19 protein-coding genes are annotated in these 19239 nt (G+C 37.4%); all 19 read left to right on the top strand.

The features are described 5' to 3' along the window. The first annotated feature begins 115 nt into the window (after window positions 1–115). On the top strand, window positions 116–2341 hold the full coding sequence (locus NTX65_15395; protein ID MCX6170725.1) for an NADP-dependent isocitrate dehydrogenase: 2226 nt from the start codon (window positions 116–118) through the stop codon (window positions 2339–2341). Window positions 2342–2912: 571 nt separating this feature from the next. Further along, complete coding sequence (locus NTX65_15390) at window positions 2913–3167, top strand: septation protein SpoVG family protein (GenBank protein MCX6170724.1); 255 nt, start codon at window positions 2913–2915, stop codon at window positions 3165–3167. A 315-nt stretch (window positions 3168–3482) separates the two neighbouring features. Next, window positions 3483–3902: a YtxH domain-containing protein gene (locus NTX65_15385; protein ID MCX6170723.1), complete on the top strand. Its 420-nt coding sequence runs from the start codon at window positions 3483–3485 to the stop codon at window positions 3900–3902. A 6-nt stretch (window positions 3903–3908) separates the two neighbouring features. Beyond that, complete coding sequence (locus NTX65_15380; protein ID MCX6170722.1) at window positions 3909–4289, top strand: hypothetical protein; 381 nt, start codon at window positions 3909–3911, stop codon at window positions 4287–4289. A gap of 31 nt (window positions 4290–4320) precedes the next feature. Further along, window positions 4321–6417 carry an elongation factor G gene (gene fusA / locus NTX65_15375; protein ID MCX6170721.1) on the top strand — a complete coding sequence of 699 codons (2097 nt, stop codon included), beginning with the start codon at window positions 4321–4323 and terminating at the stop codon, window positions 6415–6417. A 56-nt stretch (window positions 6418–6473) separates the two neighbouring features. Further along, window positions 6474–6980: an HIT domain-containing protein gene (locus tag NTX65_15370; protein ID MCX6170720.1), complete on the top strand. Its 507-nt coding sequence runs from the start codon at window positions 6474–6476 to the stop codon at window positions 6978–6980. Window positions 6981–6987: 7 nt separating this feature from the next. After that, window positions 6988–8169 (top strand): glycerate kinase, encoded by a 1182-nt coding sequence (locus NTX65_15365; protein MCX6170719.1) that lies wholly within the window; start codon window positions 6988–6990, stop codon window positions 8167–8169. Window positions 8170–8518: 349 nt separating this feature from the next. Further along, window positions 8519–9442, top strand: a complete 924-nt coding sequence (gene thyX / locus NTX65_15360) for an FAD-dependent thymidylate synthase (protein ID MCX6170718.1) — start codon at window positions 8519–8521, stop codon at window positions 9440–9442. 55 nt (window positions 9443–9497) lie between these two features. After that, entirely contained in the window at window positions 9498–10049 is a 552-nt protein-coding gene (locus NTX65_15355) for a hypothetical protein (GenBank protein MCX6170717.1), read from the top strand. Between the two features lie 163 nt (window positions 10050–10212). Continuing rightward, a complete protein-coding gene (locus NTX65_15350; protein ID MCX6170716.1) occupies window positions 10213–10563 on the top strand; it encodes a hypothetical protein in 351 nt (116 codons plus the stop codon). 557 nt (window positions 10564–11120) lie between these two features. Then, window positions 11121–11804 (top strand): hypothetical protein, encoded by a 684-nt coding sequence (locus NTX65_15345; protein ID MCX6170715.1) that lies wholly within the window; start codon window positions 11121–11123, stop codon window positions 11802–11804. A gap of 457 nt (window positions 11805–12261) precedes the next feature. Then, window positions 12262–12702, top strand: a complete 441-nt coding sequence (locus NTX65_15340; GenBank protein ID MCX6170714.1) for a hypothetical protein — start codon at window positions 12262–12264, stop codon at window positions 12700–12702. 371 nt (window positions 12703–13073) lie between these two features. Further along, on the top strand, window positions 13074–14642 hold the full coding sequence (locus NTX65_15335) for a redoxin family protein (protein MCX6170713.1): 1569 nt from the start codon (window positions 13074–13076) through the stop codon (window positions 14640–14642). A gap of 249 nt (window positions 14643–14891) precedes the next feature. Continuing rightward, window positions 14892–15362 carry a DinB family protein gene (locus tag NTX65_15330; protein MCX6170712.1) on the top strand — a complete coding sequence of 157 codons (471 nt, stop codon included), beginning with the start codon at window positions 14892–14894 and terminating at the stop codon, window positions 15360–15362. Window positions 15363–15533: 171 nt separating this feature from the next. Beyond that, complete coding sequence (locus NTX65_15325) at window positions 15534–16091, top strand: dihydrofolate reductase family protein (GenBank protein MCX6170711.1); 558 nt, start codon at window positions 15534–15536, stop codon at window positions 16089–16091. A 226-nt stretch (window positions 16092–16317) separates the two neighbouring features. Then, window positions 16318–16692 (top strand): VOC family protein, encoded by a 375-nt coding sequence (locus tag NTX65_15320; protein MCX6170710.1) that lies wholly within the window; start codon window positions 16318–16320, stop codon window positions 16690–16692. 423 nt (window positions 16693–17115) lie between these two features. Continuing rightward, entirely contained in the window at window positions 17116–17763 is a 648-nt protein-coding gene (locus tag NTX65_15315) for a dihydrofolate reductase family protein (protein MCX6170709.1), read from the top strand. Window positions 17764–17974: 211 nt separating this feature from the next. Continuing rightward, window positions 17975–18301, top strand: coding sequence for a hypothetical protein (locus tag NTX65_15310; protein MCX6170708.1), 327 nt, complete (start codon window positions 17975–17977; stop codon window positions 18299–18301). A gap of 347 nt (window positions 18302–18648) precedes the next feature. Then, a complete protein-coding gene (locus NTX65_15305) occupies window positions 18649–19200 on the top strand; it encodes a hypothetical protein (protein MCX6170707.1) in 552 nt (183 codons plus the stop codon). The last annotated feature ends 39 nt before the right edge of the window (window positions 19201–19239 follow it).

Genomic DNA, 19239 nt, shown 5'->3' with positions numbered 1-19239 from the left:
GCAAAAGTAAATAGAGAAACTTTTTTTTATTTTCTTTATGATTGAAATATTCCAGAATTGTTTCGTCATATAAAATCACTAAATAAAATTTTTTTATAACCAATGGAAAAATTAGATGACTACAAAAATTATTTGGACAAAAATTGATGAAGCTCCTGCTTTAGCTTCGTATTGTTTTCTCCCCGTTCTAAAATCATTTGTAAAAGGGACCGGAATTGAAATTGAACAGAAAGATATTTCCTTGGCTGGAAGAATTATTGCCGCTTTTCCGGAATTTTTAACTGAAGCACAAAAAATTCCAGATTATCTAACCGAATTAGGAGAACTTGCTAAAACTCCTGAAACTAATATTATTAAGCTACCTAACATTAGCGCGTCTATTCCTCAACTTCATGAAGCGATAAAGGAATTGAAAGTGAAAGGTTATAAAATTCCAAACTATCCCGAAGAGCCTAAAACGGAAGAAGAAAAATCGATAAAGAATCGGTATGCAAAAATTTTAGGATCTGCAGTAAACCCGGTTATACGTGAAGGTAACGCAGATAGAAGAGCATCTGCCTCGGTGAAAAAATTTGCTCAAAAATATCCTCATAAGATGATGAAACCTTGGCCTCAATCTGGTTCTAAAACAAGGGTTGCTCATATGCTGCAAAATGATTTTTATGGAACCGAAAAATCAACTACGCTGCAAAATGATGATAATGTAAGAATTGAATTTGTTGATTCTGCGGGAAACGTCACAATACTGAAAGAAAAATTGAAATTACTTGCCGGTGAGGTGATTGATACTTCGATAATGAATGTGAAAGAGTTAAGAAAATTTTATTCTGAACAAATAGAGAATGCAAAAAAAGATAATGTGCTTCTATCACTTCATCTAAAAGCAACAATGATGAAAATTTCCGACCCAATTATGTTTGGGCATGCTGTATCTGTTTATTTCAAAGAGGCACTTGATAAATATTCAAATCTGTTGAATGAAATTGGTGCAAATGTAAATAATGGATTGATGGATGTGTTGGAAAAACTAAAAAAACTACCGAAAGAAAAAAGAATTGAAATTGAAACGGCAATTAATAAAGTATATGAGACGAATCCCGAACTTGCTATGGTTGATTCAAGAACAGGGAAAACAAATCTGCACGTTCCTAACGATGTGATAGTTGATGCATCTATGCCTAATGTTGTGCGTGATGGAGGCAAAATGTGGAACCGTAAAGATGAACTGCAAGATTGTATTGCAATGATTCCGGATCGTTGTTATGCGACTATTTATCAAGAAATTATTGAAAATGCACAAACTCACGGACAGTTCGATCCAGCGACAATGGGCGCAGTTTCAAATGTTGGTTTGATGGCACAGAAAGCTGAAGAGTATGGTTCTCATGATAAAACTTTTGAAGCAAAGGGAAATGGAATTATTCATGTTGTAAATTCGAACAATAAAGTGCTACTTGAACAGAAAGTTGAAGTTGGTGATATTTTTAGAATGTGTCAGGCTAAAGATGAAGCGATTAAAGACTGGGTAAAACTTGCTGTGAGAAGAGCTAAAGCAAGCGGTTCACCGGCAATTTTCTGGCTCGATGAAAAAAGAGCTCATGATAGAGAAATTATTGCTAAGGTAAATAAATATTTACCAGAAAATGATATCACTGGTTTAGAAATAAAAATATTAAATCCCGTTGATGCTATGAAATATACTTTAGAGAGAACACGAAAAGGATTAGATACAATTTCTGTAACTGGTAATGTATTACGTGATTATTTAACAGACTTATTCCCAATTCTTGAATTAGGTACAAGCGCGCGAATGCTTTCGATTGTTCCGTTATTAAATGGTGGCGGCTTATTTGAAACTGGTGCCGGAGGTTCAGCGCCAAAACATGTTCAACAGTTACTAAAAGAAAATCATCTGCGGTGGGATTCGTTGGGTGAGTACTGTGCTTTAGTCCCATCTTTGGAAATGATAGCTGATAAGTCTGGAAACGTGAAAGCAAGAATTCTGGCCGAAACGCTCGATAAAGCAACCGGCAAATATTTGGAAAATTCACGGTATCCTTCCCGCAAAGTAAATGAAATTGATAACCGCGGTAGTTCATTCTACCTTGCTTATTATTGGGCCCAGGCATTGGCAGATCAAAATTCAGATTCAGAAATGAAAATTCGTTTTTCTAAAATGGCTGATGAAATTTGCGTAAATGAAAACAAGATTGTTGATGAATTAATTTCTGTTCAAGGAAAATCTGTTGATATTGGCGGTTATTACATGCCTGATGATAAAATGGCAAATGAAGTAATGAGACCAAGTAAAACTTTTAACAAAATTATTGATGAAATGTAAAAACCATATTAAATGAGCAAATGGAATCATCCATATGTTCATTTATTTTTCCCGTTAATAAAAGTATCAGTCAAACGCAACCGTTGAGATTTTTTGCAGAGCAATAATTAAAAATATGTAACTATTTGTCAAGGAGACGATTCTTCCCGGGTCGTCTCTTTAATTTTTTCTCTCAAACTCCATAAATTCAAACAAATCAAAAAAAATATTTGATATTTTTAACTGAAATATTATTTTTGTGCAGTGATTCTTTACAAACATAATTCAAATTTTGGGTGTGTAATTAATGCGGTTGGTTCTCTCAATAGAGATCACCGGTTACCGTTCGGCGGGATTAATTACAGTTCTTCTTTTCATCTATATTCTTTTCAATCCCTCACTTCGGTTCTCCGGAATTCTTTCTGATCAGATGCAGTTTTCTAATTGAAGATGATTTAAAAACAGAGATAAATATATCTGTGGGTTTTCATTTAATCTGAAGATTTTTTTATTACTCTTTATCTAATTATTGTTTCCGGTTAAAAATCTAACTAAATCATTTTCAAAACAACATCATTAAAAGGAGCTTCTTATGAAAATTGTCAGAATGAATCCATTGGAAAACAAAGAGAGTGGAAAGATGGCTGCTTTCTTTGACATTCAAACACCGGATGAAATTGTTATTAAAGGTTTCCGCCTGGTTAATGGTGCGAAAGGAATGTTTATCTCACCGCCTGATCAGAAGGGGAAAGACGGCAAGTATTATGAATCCGTTTTACTGCCGAAAGAAATGAAAACTTCGCTTGAGAAACTTGCGATTGCCGAGTATAACAAAATCCACAACTAATTTAAAAACTCATGTACTACTCAACCGTATATTTTTACTTTAACCATAGCTCAATGTTCTACATTGAGCTATGGTGTTGATTATTGAATTTTCTGTCATGAACATGATCATTGATATATGACGACTAACAATGAGGGGTAACAAACAAGAAATAAAAAATATTTAGCTAGCACATTTCACTTCCAACCTCTCACGTTTTACGCGCACATTAACACTCGTTCATAAGAATCTACTTCTCGATCTTTCTATCCTTGATTTTAGAAGACACTGTTTATATTTTAGCACTAGTTCAAATAAAAATGATGGAGGATTATCATGCAGAATGAAGAAAATGGAATGGGAAAAGGATTGTTGATTGGCTTCCTAACTGGAGCTGCAGTAGGTTCAATAATTGCACTTCTCTATGCACCAAAATCCGGTAAAGAATTACGCGAAGATATTAAAAACAAGTCGCAAGATTTAATTGAAGATGCCGATGAGTATCTTTCAAAAGCTAAAGACAAAGCTTCTCAACTAATTAATGAGGGTAAAAAAAAATCCGAAAAATTGGTTGCTGAGACTAAAGAAAAAGTTGATACGCTCTTAGGCGAAGCAGAAAAAATATTAAGCGAAGCTAAAGATAAAGCTGGCAATGTTGCACATTTAGGAAAAGAAAAAATTGAAAAGGAAAGTGAGCGTTTGAAAACAGCAATTAAGGCGGGTATGGATGCGTACAAAACCGAGAAGGATGCGTAAAATTATATGACTCTAATTGATATTCTTCTTATCATATTAATTTTATCTGCATCCGTTCTATGTATTTTTGCCATCATCTACCTTAAAAGAATAACAGAAAATGTAGAAGCCGTTACTAAAGACGTCCACGAGTTTGTTGAAACAGCCAGCCCGGTTATTGAAAAACTTGGTGACGCGACAAATAAAGTGAACCGAATTGTTTCTGAAGTAGAATATTACTGGGACGAAATTGACATATCAATAAAAAAAATACGGGAACGTATTTCAGGTCTCACTTCTCTGAAGAATTATCGCGATGTTGAGTATCCTGCCAAAGATCTTATCAAAAATATCAAAGCATTTACAAAAGGCGCCTCAGCTTTTTGGAATGCATTTAAACGTAGGTAATTTTTTCTTGTTCAAATAAGGAGAATCTATCTTGAAAGAGTATAATGCAGAAGCTATTAGAAACATAGCGCTTGTGGGTCATGGAGGAAGTGGTAAAACTACGATTTCGGAAATTCTTTTGTTCACCGGAGGAGAAATAAATCGTATTGGAAAAGTTGAAGAGGGAAACACTACTTCTGATTTTAATTCCAACGAAATTGAAAAAAGAATTTCAATTGCAGCATCGCCTCTTCATGTTGAATGGAACAACATCAAAATAAATATACTTGACACTCCGGGCTTCCCGGATTTTATCGGTCAGGTTATTTCATCTTTGCATGTTGCGGATGTAGCTATATCGGTGATTAAGAGTTTTGAAGGTGTTGAGGTTGGGACAGAACAAACATGGGAAGTAGTCAAAAAAAATAAACTTCCCGCCGCAGTCATAATAAACAAATGCGATAACGAACATTCCAAATTTTTTGAAACGATTGCTCAAGCAAAAACACGTTTGAGCCACGATATTACGGTCGTCTCTTTCCCGGTAAAAGAAGGTTTGAATTTTAATTCTGTTATTGATCTTGTAAAGATGAAAATGATTACTTACGGTGACGCCGGTTCTAAAAAAATTACCGAAGAAGAAATTCCAGCCGAATTGAAAGCGCACGCGGATAAGTTGAGAGAAGTTCTTGTTGAGAAAATTGCGGAATCCAACGAAGAGTTGATGAACAAATTCTTTGAAGAAGGGAATTTGAGCGATGATGAAATTCAAAAAGGTTTAAAGATATCAATCATTAGCGGCGGATTAATTCCGGCATTCGCGTTCGCAGGATCGAAAGGGATCGGGCAGAACACATTTTTAGAATATGTTGTTAAATATTTCCCGGCACCTAACGAAAGAGAACCTCTGGAAGTCACAATGAAAGAGGGCGGTAAAAAAGTTAAATTAGCATGTGATGTAAAAGGTGAGCCTGCTCTTCTAATTTTCAAATCATTATCGGAACAGCATGTGGGCGAACTTTCTATCTTCAAAGTTTATTCAGGTTCGCTCGTTCCGGGAATGGATCTTCAAAACACACACAGAGATAAAATTGAACGCTTAGGCCAAATTTATGTTCTTAACGGACACAATAGAAAAGATATCGCAAAATTAAATGCAGGAGATATCGGCGCGGTTGTAAAATTGAAAGACAGTCATACCGGCGATACGCTCTGTTCAAAAAATTTCACAATTATTCTTCCGGAAATTGAATACCCTGAACCGGTAATCCGTTTTGCTGTAAAACCGAAAGCAAAAGGAGATGAAGATAAAATTTCCGCAGCATTGCACACGGCACATGAAGAAGAACCAACGCTCAGAACAAAATTCGACGGTGAAATTTCTCAGACGATTGTTTCGGGACAAGGTGAACTTCAACTGAATCTTGGCATTAAATTATTGAAAGACCGTTATGCGGTTGATGTGGAATTAGTTGAACCGAGAATTCCTTACAGAGAAACAGTAAAAGGAAAATGTGAAGACTCCGAATACAAGCATAAAAAACAATCCGGCGGACGCGGTCAATACGGTCATGTTCATTTAAAAATTGAGCCTCTTCCAAGAGGAACCGGTTATGAATTTGTTGACGCGATTGTAGGAGGTGTTGTGCCCGGCCGTTTCATCCCCGCAGTTGAAAAAGGATTGAAAGAAATTATGGCCAAGGGAATTTTAACCGGCAGCAAAGTTGTTGACGTTAGAGTCACATTGTTTGACGGTACTTATCATGCAGTTGATTCCGATGAAGTTTCATTCAAGATTGCCGCATCACAAGCATTCAAGAAAGGTTTTCTTGAAGCAAGACCGATGCTTCTCGAGCCGATCTATGATATCAATGTAAAGATTCCGGAAAAATATATGGGCGATGTTATGGGTGATATTTCGGGACGGCGCGGAAAAATCCAAAACATGGATTCCGATAATTCATTCCAGATTATTAAAGCAAAAGTACCTTTGGCGGAACTTCACAAGTATTCAACTCAGCTCCGGAGCCTAACATCTGGGCGCGGAATGTTCGCAATGAGTTTTTCTCATTATGAGGAAGTGCCGAAAGAGACCGAAGGCAAGGTTATTGAAGATTATCAAAAGCATAAAGAAGAAGAAGCAGAATAATTATATTCTGATTAAATTGCGGGCGGAAGTAATTTCAACTTCCGCCTTTTTTATTTATGGAAAAACTCTGGTCGCCCTGGCGCTCAAATTATATAGATTCTTTTAAGACTAAGAAGGATTCCGACGCATGCGTATTTTGCGAAGCGCCGAAACTTCCGATTGAAGATGATAATTCTCTTCTTGTCTATAAAAATGAATCGTGTTATGTGATGCTTAACTTATACCCGTATAACAGCGGACATCTTTTAATTATTCCTTACCGTCATCAAAGCGATATAAACGCGCTTAACGAAAATGAAATGAATGAAATGATGAAGATGGTTCAGCTTTCGATTAAAGCTCTTGATATTACAATGAAACCGCAAGGTTATAACTTCGGTGCAAACCTTGGTAAAGCTGCCGGAGCCGGTATTGACTCACACATTCATTTTCACGTTGTACCGCGTTGGAGTGGAGATATTAATTTTATGCCGGCAGTCGGTGAGGTAAAAATAATTTCCCAGGATCTATTACAAACGAAGAAAAATTTAATTAATGCATTCGAACAATTATTAAAAAGGTAGCCACATTTTGGATAATCTAAAACAATTTAAAATCTTAATTGCACCAAACAGTTTTAAGGAATGTGCCGATTCAGTCGAAATCACGGAATTCATAAAAGCTTCACTCTTCAGATTATTACCGGATGAGATCAAATCCAAAATTGATTTTTGGCTTAAGCCGATTTCAGACGGCGGCGACGGATTTCTGCAAGTCTGCCAAAGAAATTTCGGCGTTGAATTTCTCCATTTCGAAATCTCAAATTCTTTTAATGGAGATAAATTTTTCTGCCCGGTCGGTTATTATCAAGAAACTAAAACTTTGTATATCGAATCAGCTGAAGTGTTGGGCTTGAAATTAATTCCAGAAGAATTTAGAAAACCGCTCTCTCTTTCTTCAAGAGGAATGGGAGATCTTCTTCTTCAAATCTTTGATTCCGTTAATGCCGGAATAATGGATGTTGAAAAAATAGTTGTCGGCATCGGCGGAACCGGTACGAACGATCTGGGTATGGGAATGATGGAAGTTTTTGGTCTTGAGTTTTACGACGCAAAGGATAATAAACTGGAAGTATTGCCTAAAAACTTTTCGCTCGTTGAAAAAATTGTTGCTCCTGAAGTAGAGCTTCCATTCAAATTGGAATTGATAATTGATGTGGAAAATCCGCTTCTCGGAATTAACGGCGCAAGTTTATTATTCGCAGAACAAAAAGGCGCGACGGATGAAGAATCCGTTATAATGGAAAAAGGTTTTATTCACTTATTGGATCAACTTGAAATTGATGAAGAAATACAGACCAGCTTGAGCGGTGCCGGCGGCGGAATTGCAGCGGCAATGAAAATATTTTTTAACGGCGAGATAAAATATGCCGATGATTTCATCAAGAACGATTTGAAAGTTCATGCGGAAGTTACCGATCTTGATTATGTTATCACCGGAGAAGGGAAACTGGATTCGCAAACATTCTTAAATAAAGGCGCGTTCATTGTTGTAAACGAATTTGCCGAGAGGAATATTCCGATAACGTTTATATGCGGCAGTACCGACGGCGATTTGCCGAAAATTGATACTTTGAAAGTGATCGAGATTGGAGAATATTTTGATTCGGTCGAGGAATCAATTCAGAAGATTGATCAAGGTATTGAGATTGCTTGCAGAAAAATCAGCAAAGAGATCATACAGCTTTTTACAAAGAAAATATCCAAGAAATAATTATTGAATTTATTCTAATATTCTCTTTTCTGTCTTTGCGAGGATCCGGCATTTGCCGGAGACGAAGCAAACTAAATGAGTATTGAGATTGCCACGTCCCGCTTTACGGGACTCGCCATGACGAGTGTACTGTAAGAGATTGCTTCATTCAATAATTAGTAGAAGCTAAGAACTAGCAATAACAGAATTTTGTTGTGAGTAAAAATAATTTGTTGTCATTGCGATCCTGCGGTAGCAGGAGAAGCAATCTAACTTACGTATTTGAGATTGCTTCACTCACTTCGTTCGTTCGCAATGACGTGAAGAAATTATAAAGAACAGTTAAAAATTATCTATTCATGGAAGTATAATGGAAAACCAAACAGAAGTTTTTGAAAAAATAAAAATTGATTCGCTCGAAGAGATTCTCGGTAAAAAGTTTCCGGTACTCGATGACGGTTTTGTACGTGTGATCGATTACATGGGGAGCGATGAATCAATTGTACAGGCGGCAAGAGTTTCTTACGGTAAAGGGACTAAAAAAGTTAATGAGGACAGGGGACTGATCCGTTATCTTCTGCGCAACTTTCATACAACACCGTTCGAGATGTGCGAAATCAAATTGCACGTCCGCGTTCCAATGGACACATGGCGGCAATGGATTCGTCACCGTACGGCGAATGTAAACGAATATTCAACACGTTACTCACTCGCAATCGATTCGTCTCAAAAAACAAATACCGGGGAATGGCGTTTTCAGGCAATAGATAATAAGCAGGGAAGCGAGGGATTCTTTGATCCTGCACTCGGCAGTAAATTATCCGAGCGTGAAGAAGAACTTCAGCAATTTGCCCGTGAGATTTATCAAGAGCGTCTGCAGCTTGGCGTTGCGCGCGAGCAGGCACGCAAAGATCTTCCGCTCTCAACCTACACAGAAGCATATTGGAAAATTGATCTCCATAACCTTCTTAACTTTCTTGCACTTCGAATGGATGCCCATGCGCAATTTGAAATCCGCAGTTACGCTAATGTTATAGGAAACGAAATTGTAAGTAAATGGTGTCCTATAGCATGGGAAGCATTCAAAGATTACCGAATGAACTCGATGAGCTTTACCGCTCTCGAATTACAGATAATGAAACAAATGTTTGCGGGCAAAGATCAAGAAGCTAAAATGCTTGCCGAAGAATTCGGATGGCTTAAAATGGTTGAGGGAAAACTTTCAAAGAACCGCGAACGAATAGAATTTGAAAGCAAACTGGAAACTCTTGGATTGAAGAAGCCGTGGGGATGAACTGGTAAGAAGTTAGGGGCGAGAGTAGGTTACGTCAGCATTTAATATAATTTGTATGGCATACTTCCAAAATAAATTCCGCATTGAATCAAATCGTTTACGAGATTGGGATTACTCAATACCTTGGTGGTATTATGTTACAATCAATACCAAAAATCACGTTGATTTTTTTGGAAAAGTAGTTGCTGGTAAAATGGAATTAAATGGTTTAAGAAATGTTACTGAGAAATTTTGGTTAAAAATGCCGGACCATTTTCCGAGCATCGAACTGGATTATCATATAATCATGCCAAATCACATTCATGGTATAATAATTCTTAATCCGGGTGAATTAAATTGTGGGAAATCAAATGTAGAGACGGGATATATCCCGTCTCTACAGCGGCAAAAACAAGCCTCACTAGGTGTAATTGTTGGAACATTTAAAGCAGCAATCACACGTTGGTGTAACCAGAATAGTATATCCAATTTTAACTGGCAGCCTAGATTTTATGACCGGATCATAAGAAACGAAAAAGAGTTGCATCAAATAAGAAAATATATTGAACAAAATCCCTTGAAATGGGATATTGAAAAAAACGATTATGAAAATTTAATAATTGATTAAATCTGTTGAGACGCGTCACAGATTTGTAGAGACTAAACTTTACATTGTAGAGACGCCATATATGGCGTCTCTACGGATAGCAGAATTTAGGTAAGAATTTGTTCCTTCAATAAATCATCTGTTTTGAATAAATTGCACCGTGCAGATTACATTGAGGTTCAAAATGAAAAAATTATTATTTGTTCTCTCCGTTTTCTTCATCTTAACTCTCGGTTGTACCCAATCAAATGAACCGGATAATCCGGATTGGGTTAATAATTTAATTGAGCAATTTAAAAGTCAGCCGGTAGGAAATCCTCCTCAATCGATATGGCGGTACAGCTACAAAGATCAAACTGTGTATTATGTTCCGGCACAATGCTGCGATCAATTCAGCAATCTTTTTGATGAAAGCGGGAAAGTTATATGCAAGCCGGACGGAGGTTTCGCAGGTGGCGGAGATGGAAAATGCCCGGATTTCTTTAAGGAAAGAAAAGATGAAAAACTGATCTGGAGTGATTCCCGCACACGGTAAACCGGCACTATATGTAGAGACGGGATATCCCGCCTTGGCGGGATCGACATGACAAATCAAAGTATGCATTAAATTTATATTGACATTAATTTAAAATTTTCCGTTTATTAAGTAGAAAATAAATCTGTTGTTCCGGGGGGAGGGTCCTCCAAATTCTAACCTTCCAAAATTGTACTGCAAAAAGAAAAAATCATCTTCTAATAAGAGAGATTCCATTTAAGAAACGGCGGTCTGGATTTCCGATTAGCGAAGCCGGTTTTAAATAAAGAATAACCAAATCCGGTAATTGAAAAAATCATTTTAAAAAATGCCCGGCGAAGTTTAAAAAATGAAGACCGCGGCTGCCAAGTTGTCAAAATTAATTTAGAAAATGCCCGGTGAGATTTAAAAAATGAGAGAATTATTTTAAAAAATGCCCGATGCGGTGTGACAAAAATCAAAATGAGTTTAAAAAATGCGGCGTGCAGTTTAAAAAATGGGAAAAAAAATCGAGAAATGAAGAAAAATCTGCCAAAACGGCAGAGCTAACTAAATAATCATAATAAAAGGGGTAGGTTATGACTAAAACGGAAGAAAACAAGTTCTCTTCATACCGTGCGGTAATTTCTGTCCTCGATGAGAATCAAAGTATTGTAACAACTTTGCCTGCGTTAAGCAGCGCAGTGACCAATTTTAAAACGCTTGTGTCGGATATTTCCGTGAGGGACACAGAATATACTGCAAGTGTTTCCGGGAAGACAAATGCGAAGAATCTGGTTGAAGATGAATTGCTCGATCTCTTAACACCTCTGGCGGACACATTGAATGCTTACGCAAGCCGTAACAAGATTGAAGATCTGAAGGCAAAGAGCAAAGTAAACAGATCCCAATTAAAAGGAATGCGCGACAATGATCTGATTAGCAAAGCAAGATTAATTCATGATTTGTTAAATTCGAATATTATAGCGCTCGCGGATTTTGGAGTTACAAGTGCCAGGTTAACGGATCTGCTGAACAAAATTGTTGAATATGAAGAAGCGCGCGGGGTGAAAGAAACAAGCTTTGCAACAAAGAGCGCAACACGGCAGACGTTATCTCAATTGTTCGATAAAGCGGACCTGGTATTAAAAACCGAGATCGACGCATTGATCGAGAATTTTAAGTTTGATAACAGAATGTTCTATAATAAGTATTGGTCGGCGCGGGTGATAAAGGATTTGGGATTGGGGCATAAGGAAGCGGCGGCTCCGGCAGCGACGTGAAAGGTGGGATGTAGAGACGTGAAAGGTGAAACGTAGAGACGTGAAAAGTGAAACGTAGAGACGTGAGAGGTGAGACGGAAGAGGTGAAAGGTGAAACGTAGAGACGTGAAAGGTGAGATGTAGAGACGTGAAAGGTGAAACGTAGAGACGTGAGAGGTGAGACGTAAGACGTGAAAAGTGAAACGTAGAGACTCGCCGCAATTTGGTAGAGACTCGCCGCGGCGAGTCTCTACGGAGAAAAGAATTTATTTATATTAATTTTTGTGTTAAATTGAAACAGAAAATTACCGGATACCTCCTTGATAGATACAAAGCAATTCACCTCGATTGAAACCAGCCTAAAAAATTATTTTTGCCAATTTTATACTCATTCAGTATAAGTAATAATGAGGGTGCACCAACAATTATAAAAGGAATAAAAGAATAGCGGATAGAAACGAAAAGGAGGGTATACTAAATGAATGCATATTGTGTAAACTACTATGATGAAGATGATATGATGACTTGGGTAACTACGGTCTTTGCTGAAACCGATGATGATGCATATCTAGCCGCGGAAGAAGAGCGTCTTAAAAATTCCATTCATCCCGGTAGTACTGAAATTTACTCGATCGAGAATACGGTTACGGGAAAGACTCTTTTCTTATCCTTCCGTGCTGGCGCCGCCGGTACCGTACTTCCGGAGACTCCGTCGAAAGAAGAACTAACAAAACTTGAAACAATGAGCTTTCAGAACAATCATGCACAAAAAATGTTATTTGCTTTGGAGAATGATCCGTCTTATCCCAGTGATCAGCACGAGAAGGCTGTCAGCGAATGCGAAAAGTCGGAAAATGAGATAGAGAACTATCTGAAATTTCTTACTGCACGTTATCCCGGCTACAAATTTGAATTATAGAGACGTAGAATTGTGGAGACACACAAATGATTGCAGAGACGGGACAAGTATCCCGTCTCTACTGAAAAAGAATTTATTTATATTAAATTTTGTGTTAAATTAAAACAGAAAATTACCGGATACCTCCTTGATAGATACAAAGAAGTTCACCTCGATTGAAACCAGCCTAAAAAATTCTTTTTGCCGTATAAATAGAAGCAGAACAAAAATAGATTTAAACAATATTGCCAAAGAAATTGGAACGTAGACTTGCAACTGGACGCATATCTATGTTCCATAAAGAAATAAACAGTTCAGTATAAGTAATAGTTAGGGCGCTTTAATGGTAATACATAGTTTATATATTTCTTACCGCATGGGGAGAAAAAATAATGGTTACAAAAACAACAAGAATGCTAAAAATATTTTTGTCATTGATTGCTATTATCATCGGTGCACAAAATATGTACTCTCAACAAAAAGTGTTAGATATTTATGAAAAACCATCATTACAAATAATTGGTGACTCTTCAGACACAAAATTAACCATTGAGTATAAAATCCCTTATCCTGCTTTTGTTGAATTGAAAATATATGATAGACTTGGATTTCTCTCTTCGGTTCCCGTCTATTCTTTTCAAGATGCCGGTGTGCATTCCATAATCATTGATAAAAATAATCTTAATGTCGGGTATCACTCTATTTATCTGCAATTAAATCATGATAGAGAATCCTCAGTTGAAAAAAGTTTTGACCATAATTTTAACGGCAAGTACTTTACTTCTTCTAGGAAAGAAGAGAATTATCTCAATAGAGCAATGATGTCCACAGCCCAAGCGCCAGAAAAATCAAAACTTCTTTATGACACATTATTAACAAAATATCCCAACTGGATGGATAGACGTGCATTATTCTCATATGCGTTAATTACTTATATGATTGTATCTGACAGCCTTTCCGTTTCCAGCATTATTGATAGCATCGAGAATTATTCTCCAAATTCAGAAGTTTACAATATGATAGCAATGACGCCGGCCTATCTTAAAAAATATCTTCCTATCGGTATTAAATATGCGCAAAAGGCAATAGATAATATTGATGATTTGCCACTCCATTACAGAAATAGTAAGCTATTTGATTATAAAAGGAATCTTGGTGAAAACTATTTAGCAAATAGTGATTATGAATTGGCAATCAAAACATATTTAGAAGCTCTCACTACTTACCAAACTCTACCTGCATATGATCTATCCGTTAAATATGAATTCGATTTATCTATTTTGAGTAAACTTGGAATGATATACGAAATAGAAAAAAAATATGAGTTCGCAAAATCATACTACAAAATTGCTTTAACAAAGGATCCTACAGACGAGGATAATTGGCTGGCATTGCAGAGGATATATACAATTCTAAATCATTCAGATGAGGGCTATAACAGTTACAAAGAAAACTTTATAAAGACAATTCCAAAAGAAAAACTTATCGAGACAAAAACTTATAAATATGTTGGGAAAACATTCCCCCGTTTCTCACTAAAAACTATTGATGATAAGAAACACGATGAAACTGAAATAAAAGGGAAAGTCACAGTAATTAATTATTGGGCTTATTGGTGTGGTACATGTTTAGAGGAAAGACCTGATTTGGAAAAAATATACAATGATTTCAAAAATGAGAAGTTCTCATTATTAAGCATGCATTCTCAAATTGGTCTTTTTAATAATTTGGAGGAAGAAACAGAACTTGTAAAGAACGTATTGAAAAAATACCCGACTTCTTTTCCAACACTGATACAGACGAATGATAATAAAACTCCAAGGATTGGTGTTAATGCTGTCCCTACGACTGTAATATTAGATAAAAAAGGAGTAGTCAGATTTGAGGAAATAGGATATGATAAGTTTCAATTTTATGATCGCGTGAAGAAGAATATTCTTCAGTTATTAGAAGAAAAATAAACACGCCCTAACACGCAACTCAAAGCGACCGCGTCTTCGAAGCGGTCGTTTGTTGAGATTATTGGGTTTAGCTTTTCAGAGTAGGTTTATTATTCAAAGTTGATTTATAAAAAGAAGTTGATTTTAAAACAAAAAAGGTAGTTGCCAAAAGCGTCATCGTAGTTATGGGCGGCGCTTTAGTTGCAACGCCGTTATGCTGTTGAGAATAAAATTTCTGTTTTGATAAATTTTATAAAAATTATAAGTTAAATGGAAATCGAATTATTAATAGAATTCTGCAGAGCAGTTAGAGAGTCAACAATAAAAAGACTGGCAATAGTTCCGGAAGGTTATGAAAACTGGAAAGTAAGTCCCGGTGCATTAAGTTTTTCAGAAATAGCAAAACACATAATTGATCTGGATAACTGGTTAATTGAAAAAATAAAAAACCCGGGCATTAAATCAATTGAGACTGAAACCGCAATTACAAAAGATTGTGACAGCAATGGATATAAAGAATTAATAAATAACCTAAAAGAAGTTCTCGAAACTAAAATAGAATTCATTAAAACATTTGATGAGGATAGTCTGAATAAAAAGATATTCGATGATAGATTCAATTCAGAAGTAAGTATTGCATGGATAATATTGCGTGGAAATATCGACCATGAAATTCATCATCGAGGTCAAATAGCAGTTTATCTTAGAGTGTTAAAAGATAAAAATATAATAATAATTTAATAACAAAATAACGCGCCCCTCACCGCAATATCCCGATAGAATGCATCGGGACGCAAAGAACGCGAAACTGCGGGGCAGGCAAAACGAAGAGCCCGGCATTTGCCGGATAAGCAGGTTAGTGCAACGGTGTTTGAACGCTCAAAATAGATTTTTCGTTTTGAAAGGTAGTCTATGAGAAAGGTTGTTTTCGCAATCAATATCACTGCAGACGGATACTGCAGTCACACGGACGGGATTGTAGATGAAGAGCTGCACAAGTACTTCACGGAGGTGCTTCGCAATGCGAACCTCCTGCTATTCGGCCGGATCACGTACCAACTAATGGTTCCTTATTGGCCGGATGTCGCCAAGAAGCAATCGGAGACAGAAGCAATTAATGAGTTCGCCCGCGTGTTCGACTCACTCGACATTGTCGTATTCACAACGACATTGAAACACGTTGAAGGAAATAAAACGAGAATCGTACGAGCAAACGTTGCGGAAGAAGTGCTCGCGCTGAAGCAACAGCATGGAAAAGACATCTGTGTGGGGAGTTTGAGCATTGCGTCCCAGCTTTCGGAACGCGGTTTGATCGACGAGTATCATTTTGTGGTACACCCGGTGATCGCAGGAAAGGGACCGCGGTTATTCGAAACCGTGAAGCTCCAGGAGAGACTTCGGCTGGATTTTGCCGGTGCGAAAACCTTTCGATCCGGCGTCGTTGCTCTTCAATACAAAAAGCAGACGTGATTAAACGTAATCTTTAACCATAGAAAGCAGTTCACTTCGATAAAAACAAACCTTGCAAATAATTTTAACCTTGTATATAATTGTTATAGAACCGAAGATTGAAAACTTTACGGATGATAAATAAGGAGCTGAGCGTTGTTCTACGTTTCGTTTATAAATAACCCGTTCAGTATAAGTAATAGTTAGGCAGTGGCGGAAATACAGTTATCATGAAAGGAAAGAACTTATGACAAAGATACTTCAGAATCATTACGTACTCGCTGTTCATGATCTTCGAGTGTCATCAACATTTTTTGAGAAACTTGGCTTTCAGATAGTATCAGAGCCCGGAGGATGGATATTCCTTGAACGAGATAATTGTATGGTAATGCTTGGAAAGTGTCTTGATGCCTTGCCTCCGAGCAAGCTTGGTGATCATAGCTATTTTGGCTATCTGTGCGTTGACAATGTGGATAGTTATTATGAAGATCTAAAAGGAAAAGGGATTAAGATTCTCTCCCCAATCGATACAAAGCCTTGGGAAATGCGTGAATTTTCCGTTGCATCACCAGAGGGCCATAGGATAACGATCGGTCAATGGATTGAAAAAACAAAAACTTAATGAGGTCAATTGTTTTGAACCTTGCACCACTGCCTAACCAGCAACTCAAAGCGACCGCCCCGCAGAGCGGGGTAAACTCTCTTTGACGCAGTCGTTTGATGAGGTTATTGAGTTTAGTATTTGGACGTGAGATAGAAAAACAAACATTATCTATATTAAAAATTATTTGTATAATAAATTAATGGTGTGAAAATAATCGTTATTATCTCACGTCCTGAACAGAATAAGTTTGTTGTTCAAAATTGATTTGCAGTAAAGAAGTTGATCCCGCAAAGAACGCGGGACAGGTTTATAAAACAAAAAAGGTAGTTGCCAAAAGCGTCATTGTGGTTATGGGCGGAGCCCTGCAAAGAACACGGGATCTAAGACTTTAGTTGCAACGCCATTAGTCGCACACAAGAATATTTTAGAAAGGAGGAAACCATGGCTAAACTTGTTGTCCGGGCTTTCACGATGTCTTTGGACGGATTTACTTCGGCCCCTAATCAAAGTCGTGAGAATCCCTTTGGTGAAGGAGGCCGGGTTATTATGGATTGGGCACTTGCAACCCGGACATTTAGAACAATGTTCGGTAACGAAGGCGGAACCACCGGCATCGATGATACTTTTGCTGCCAAAGCAGATGAAGGGGTGGGTGCGACCATAATGGGGCGCAATATGTTTGGTCCAATTCGAGGGCCATGGCTTAATGACGATTGGAAAGGATGGTGGGGACCCAATCCACCGTATCACCATCCTGTATTCGTGCTCACGAAATATCCGAGACAATCAATTCCAATGGAAGGCGGAACAATCTTCCATTTTGTAACAGAGGGAATTGAGATTGCATTAGAGAAAGCATTTGATGCTGCAAATGGAAAAGATGTGCGGATTGGCGGTGGTGCAACCGCCGTGAGGCAATATTTGCGAGCCGGACTCATTGACGAATTACACCTCGTCATAACGCCCAAGTTGCTTGGAGCCGGCGAACGGCTTTTTGACGGAACTGACGAAGTGGCCAAAAAATATGAATATACAGAGTTTATAGCTTCCGAGGCAGCAGCACATGTCCGGTTGGTTAAACGCAAATAGAGTTCAGCTTCACGGGCGTGGAATCTAACCCGCGTGTCAGTCCGGACGCTTCTCCGTCTGCGCCGGATAAATTTTGGGCGGCGCCCCGCAATGAGTGCGGGATCTCCGTTCCCGATGAAATACATCGGGATCTTCGACCTCGATAAAATACATCGGGATCTCCGACTTTAGTTGCATGCCGTTATGCTTAGTTAAAATAAAATATAGAATTATGAATGGAAGTAAAATGAATCAAAACAAAAAATATATGATTAAGCAGAACAAAAGACTTATCGTAATTGTGCTAGCTGTAGTGCTTCTACTATTTATACCACTAATAGCAATGCAGTTCACAGATGAGGTAAGCTGGACAGTACTCGATTTTGTTGTTGCTGCTATCCTACTACTCGGTACTGGTCTGATGTGTGAATTTGTTATAAGGAAGATAAATAAAATTAAGTACCGAATCGCCATCTGTGTAGTTCTTCTGGCAGCACTTCTCCTCATTTGGGCAGAACTTGCTGTTGGCATTTTCGGTACACCGTTTAGCGGGCACTAAGAGAATATTAAAAGTAATTAAATGAGAATAGATAATATTATTTTAATTTTCATAGTAATTCTGGCAAGTTTGCACATCATTTTTGAGATAGTTCAATTTGTTTACTTAAGAAAACAAAAAAATAGAATTATAATAAATAATGATTATAGAATCTGGGGTATATTCTATTACAATCCGGATGATCAGAGAATAATAGTACCTAAAAGAATTCCATGGCTAGGTTGGACCTTGAATTTTGCTCGCCCGAGTTCAATAATATTTATTGCTATAATAATAATGATTTTAATTCTGGGAATGATAAAATGAAAGATAGAAAAATCAAACATTTTCAAAACGGAGATTGAAAAATGGAAAGGAAAGACTTTATTCATTCAGCTTGCCTATTAGGTATTTGTTCTTGTATCGGAATGCCGGTATTAACTTCTGCAAAAGCGTTTTCTAATTCCGGCGGTGACGAACAAAAGGAAGACGGAAGAATCGGATTCATGCAGAGACGCTTTGCCAAATTAATGGATATAGTAAATTCAAAAGTTTCCGGGGAAGAGCGTGACAAAATTATTGAGGAATTAGGACGCGAGTGCGCCAAAGAGAACAAAGAATTTTATTTGAAGTACAAGGATAACATTGAAGGATTCTTTGCGGATATAAAAGCGCGCTGGATTGAAAGCGCTGATTATAATAAGGAAGAGAACACAATTCATCTTGTCGGAAAAAAGACCGGTACTTGCGGATGTCCTTTTGTGGATAAATCATTAATGAATAAAGAGTTTTGCAAATGCTCGCTCGGATATCAGAAAGAAGTTTACGGTATAATCCTCGGTAAACAGGTTGAATCGAAGATTGAAGAATCGGTTCTATACGGAGGAGAAAGATGCAGCTTTGTTATCCATGTTAGTTAAAAATATTATGAAGCTCCATTGTTGATTATACTTCATCCG

This window comes from Ignavibacteriales bacterium, from assembly GCA_026390795.1.
GTDB lineage: Bacteria > Bacteroidota > Ignavibacteria > Ignavibacteriales > Melioribacteraceae > Fen-1258.
The sequence above is the reverse complement of the archived record's forward strand: the minus strand, read 5'-3'. Positions and strand labels throughout refer to the sequence as shown.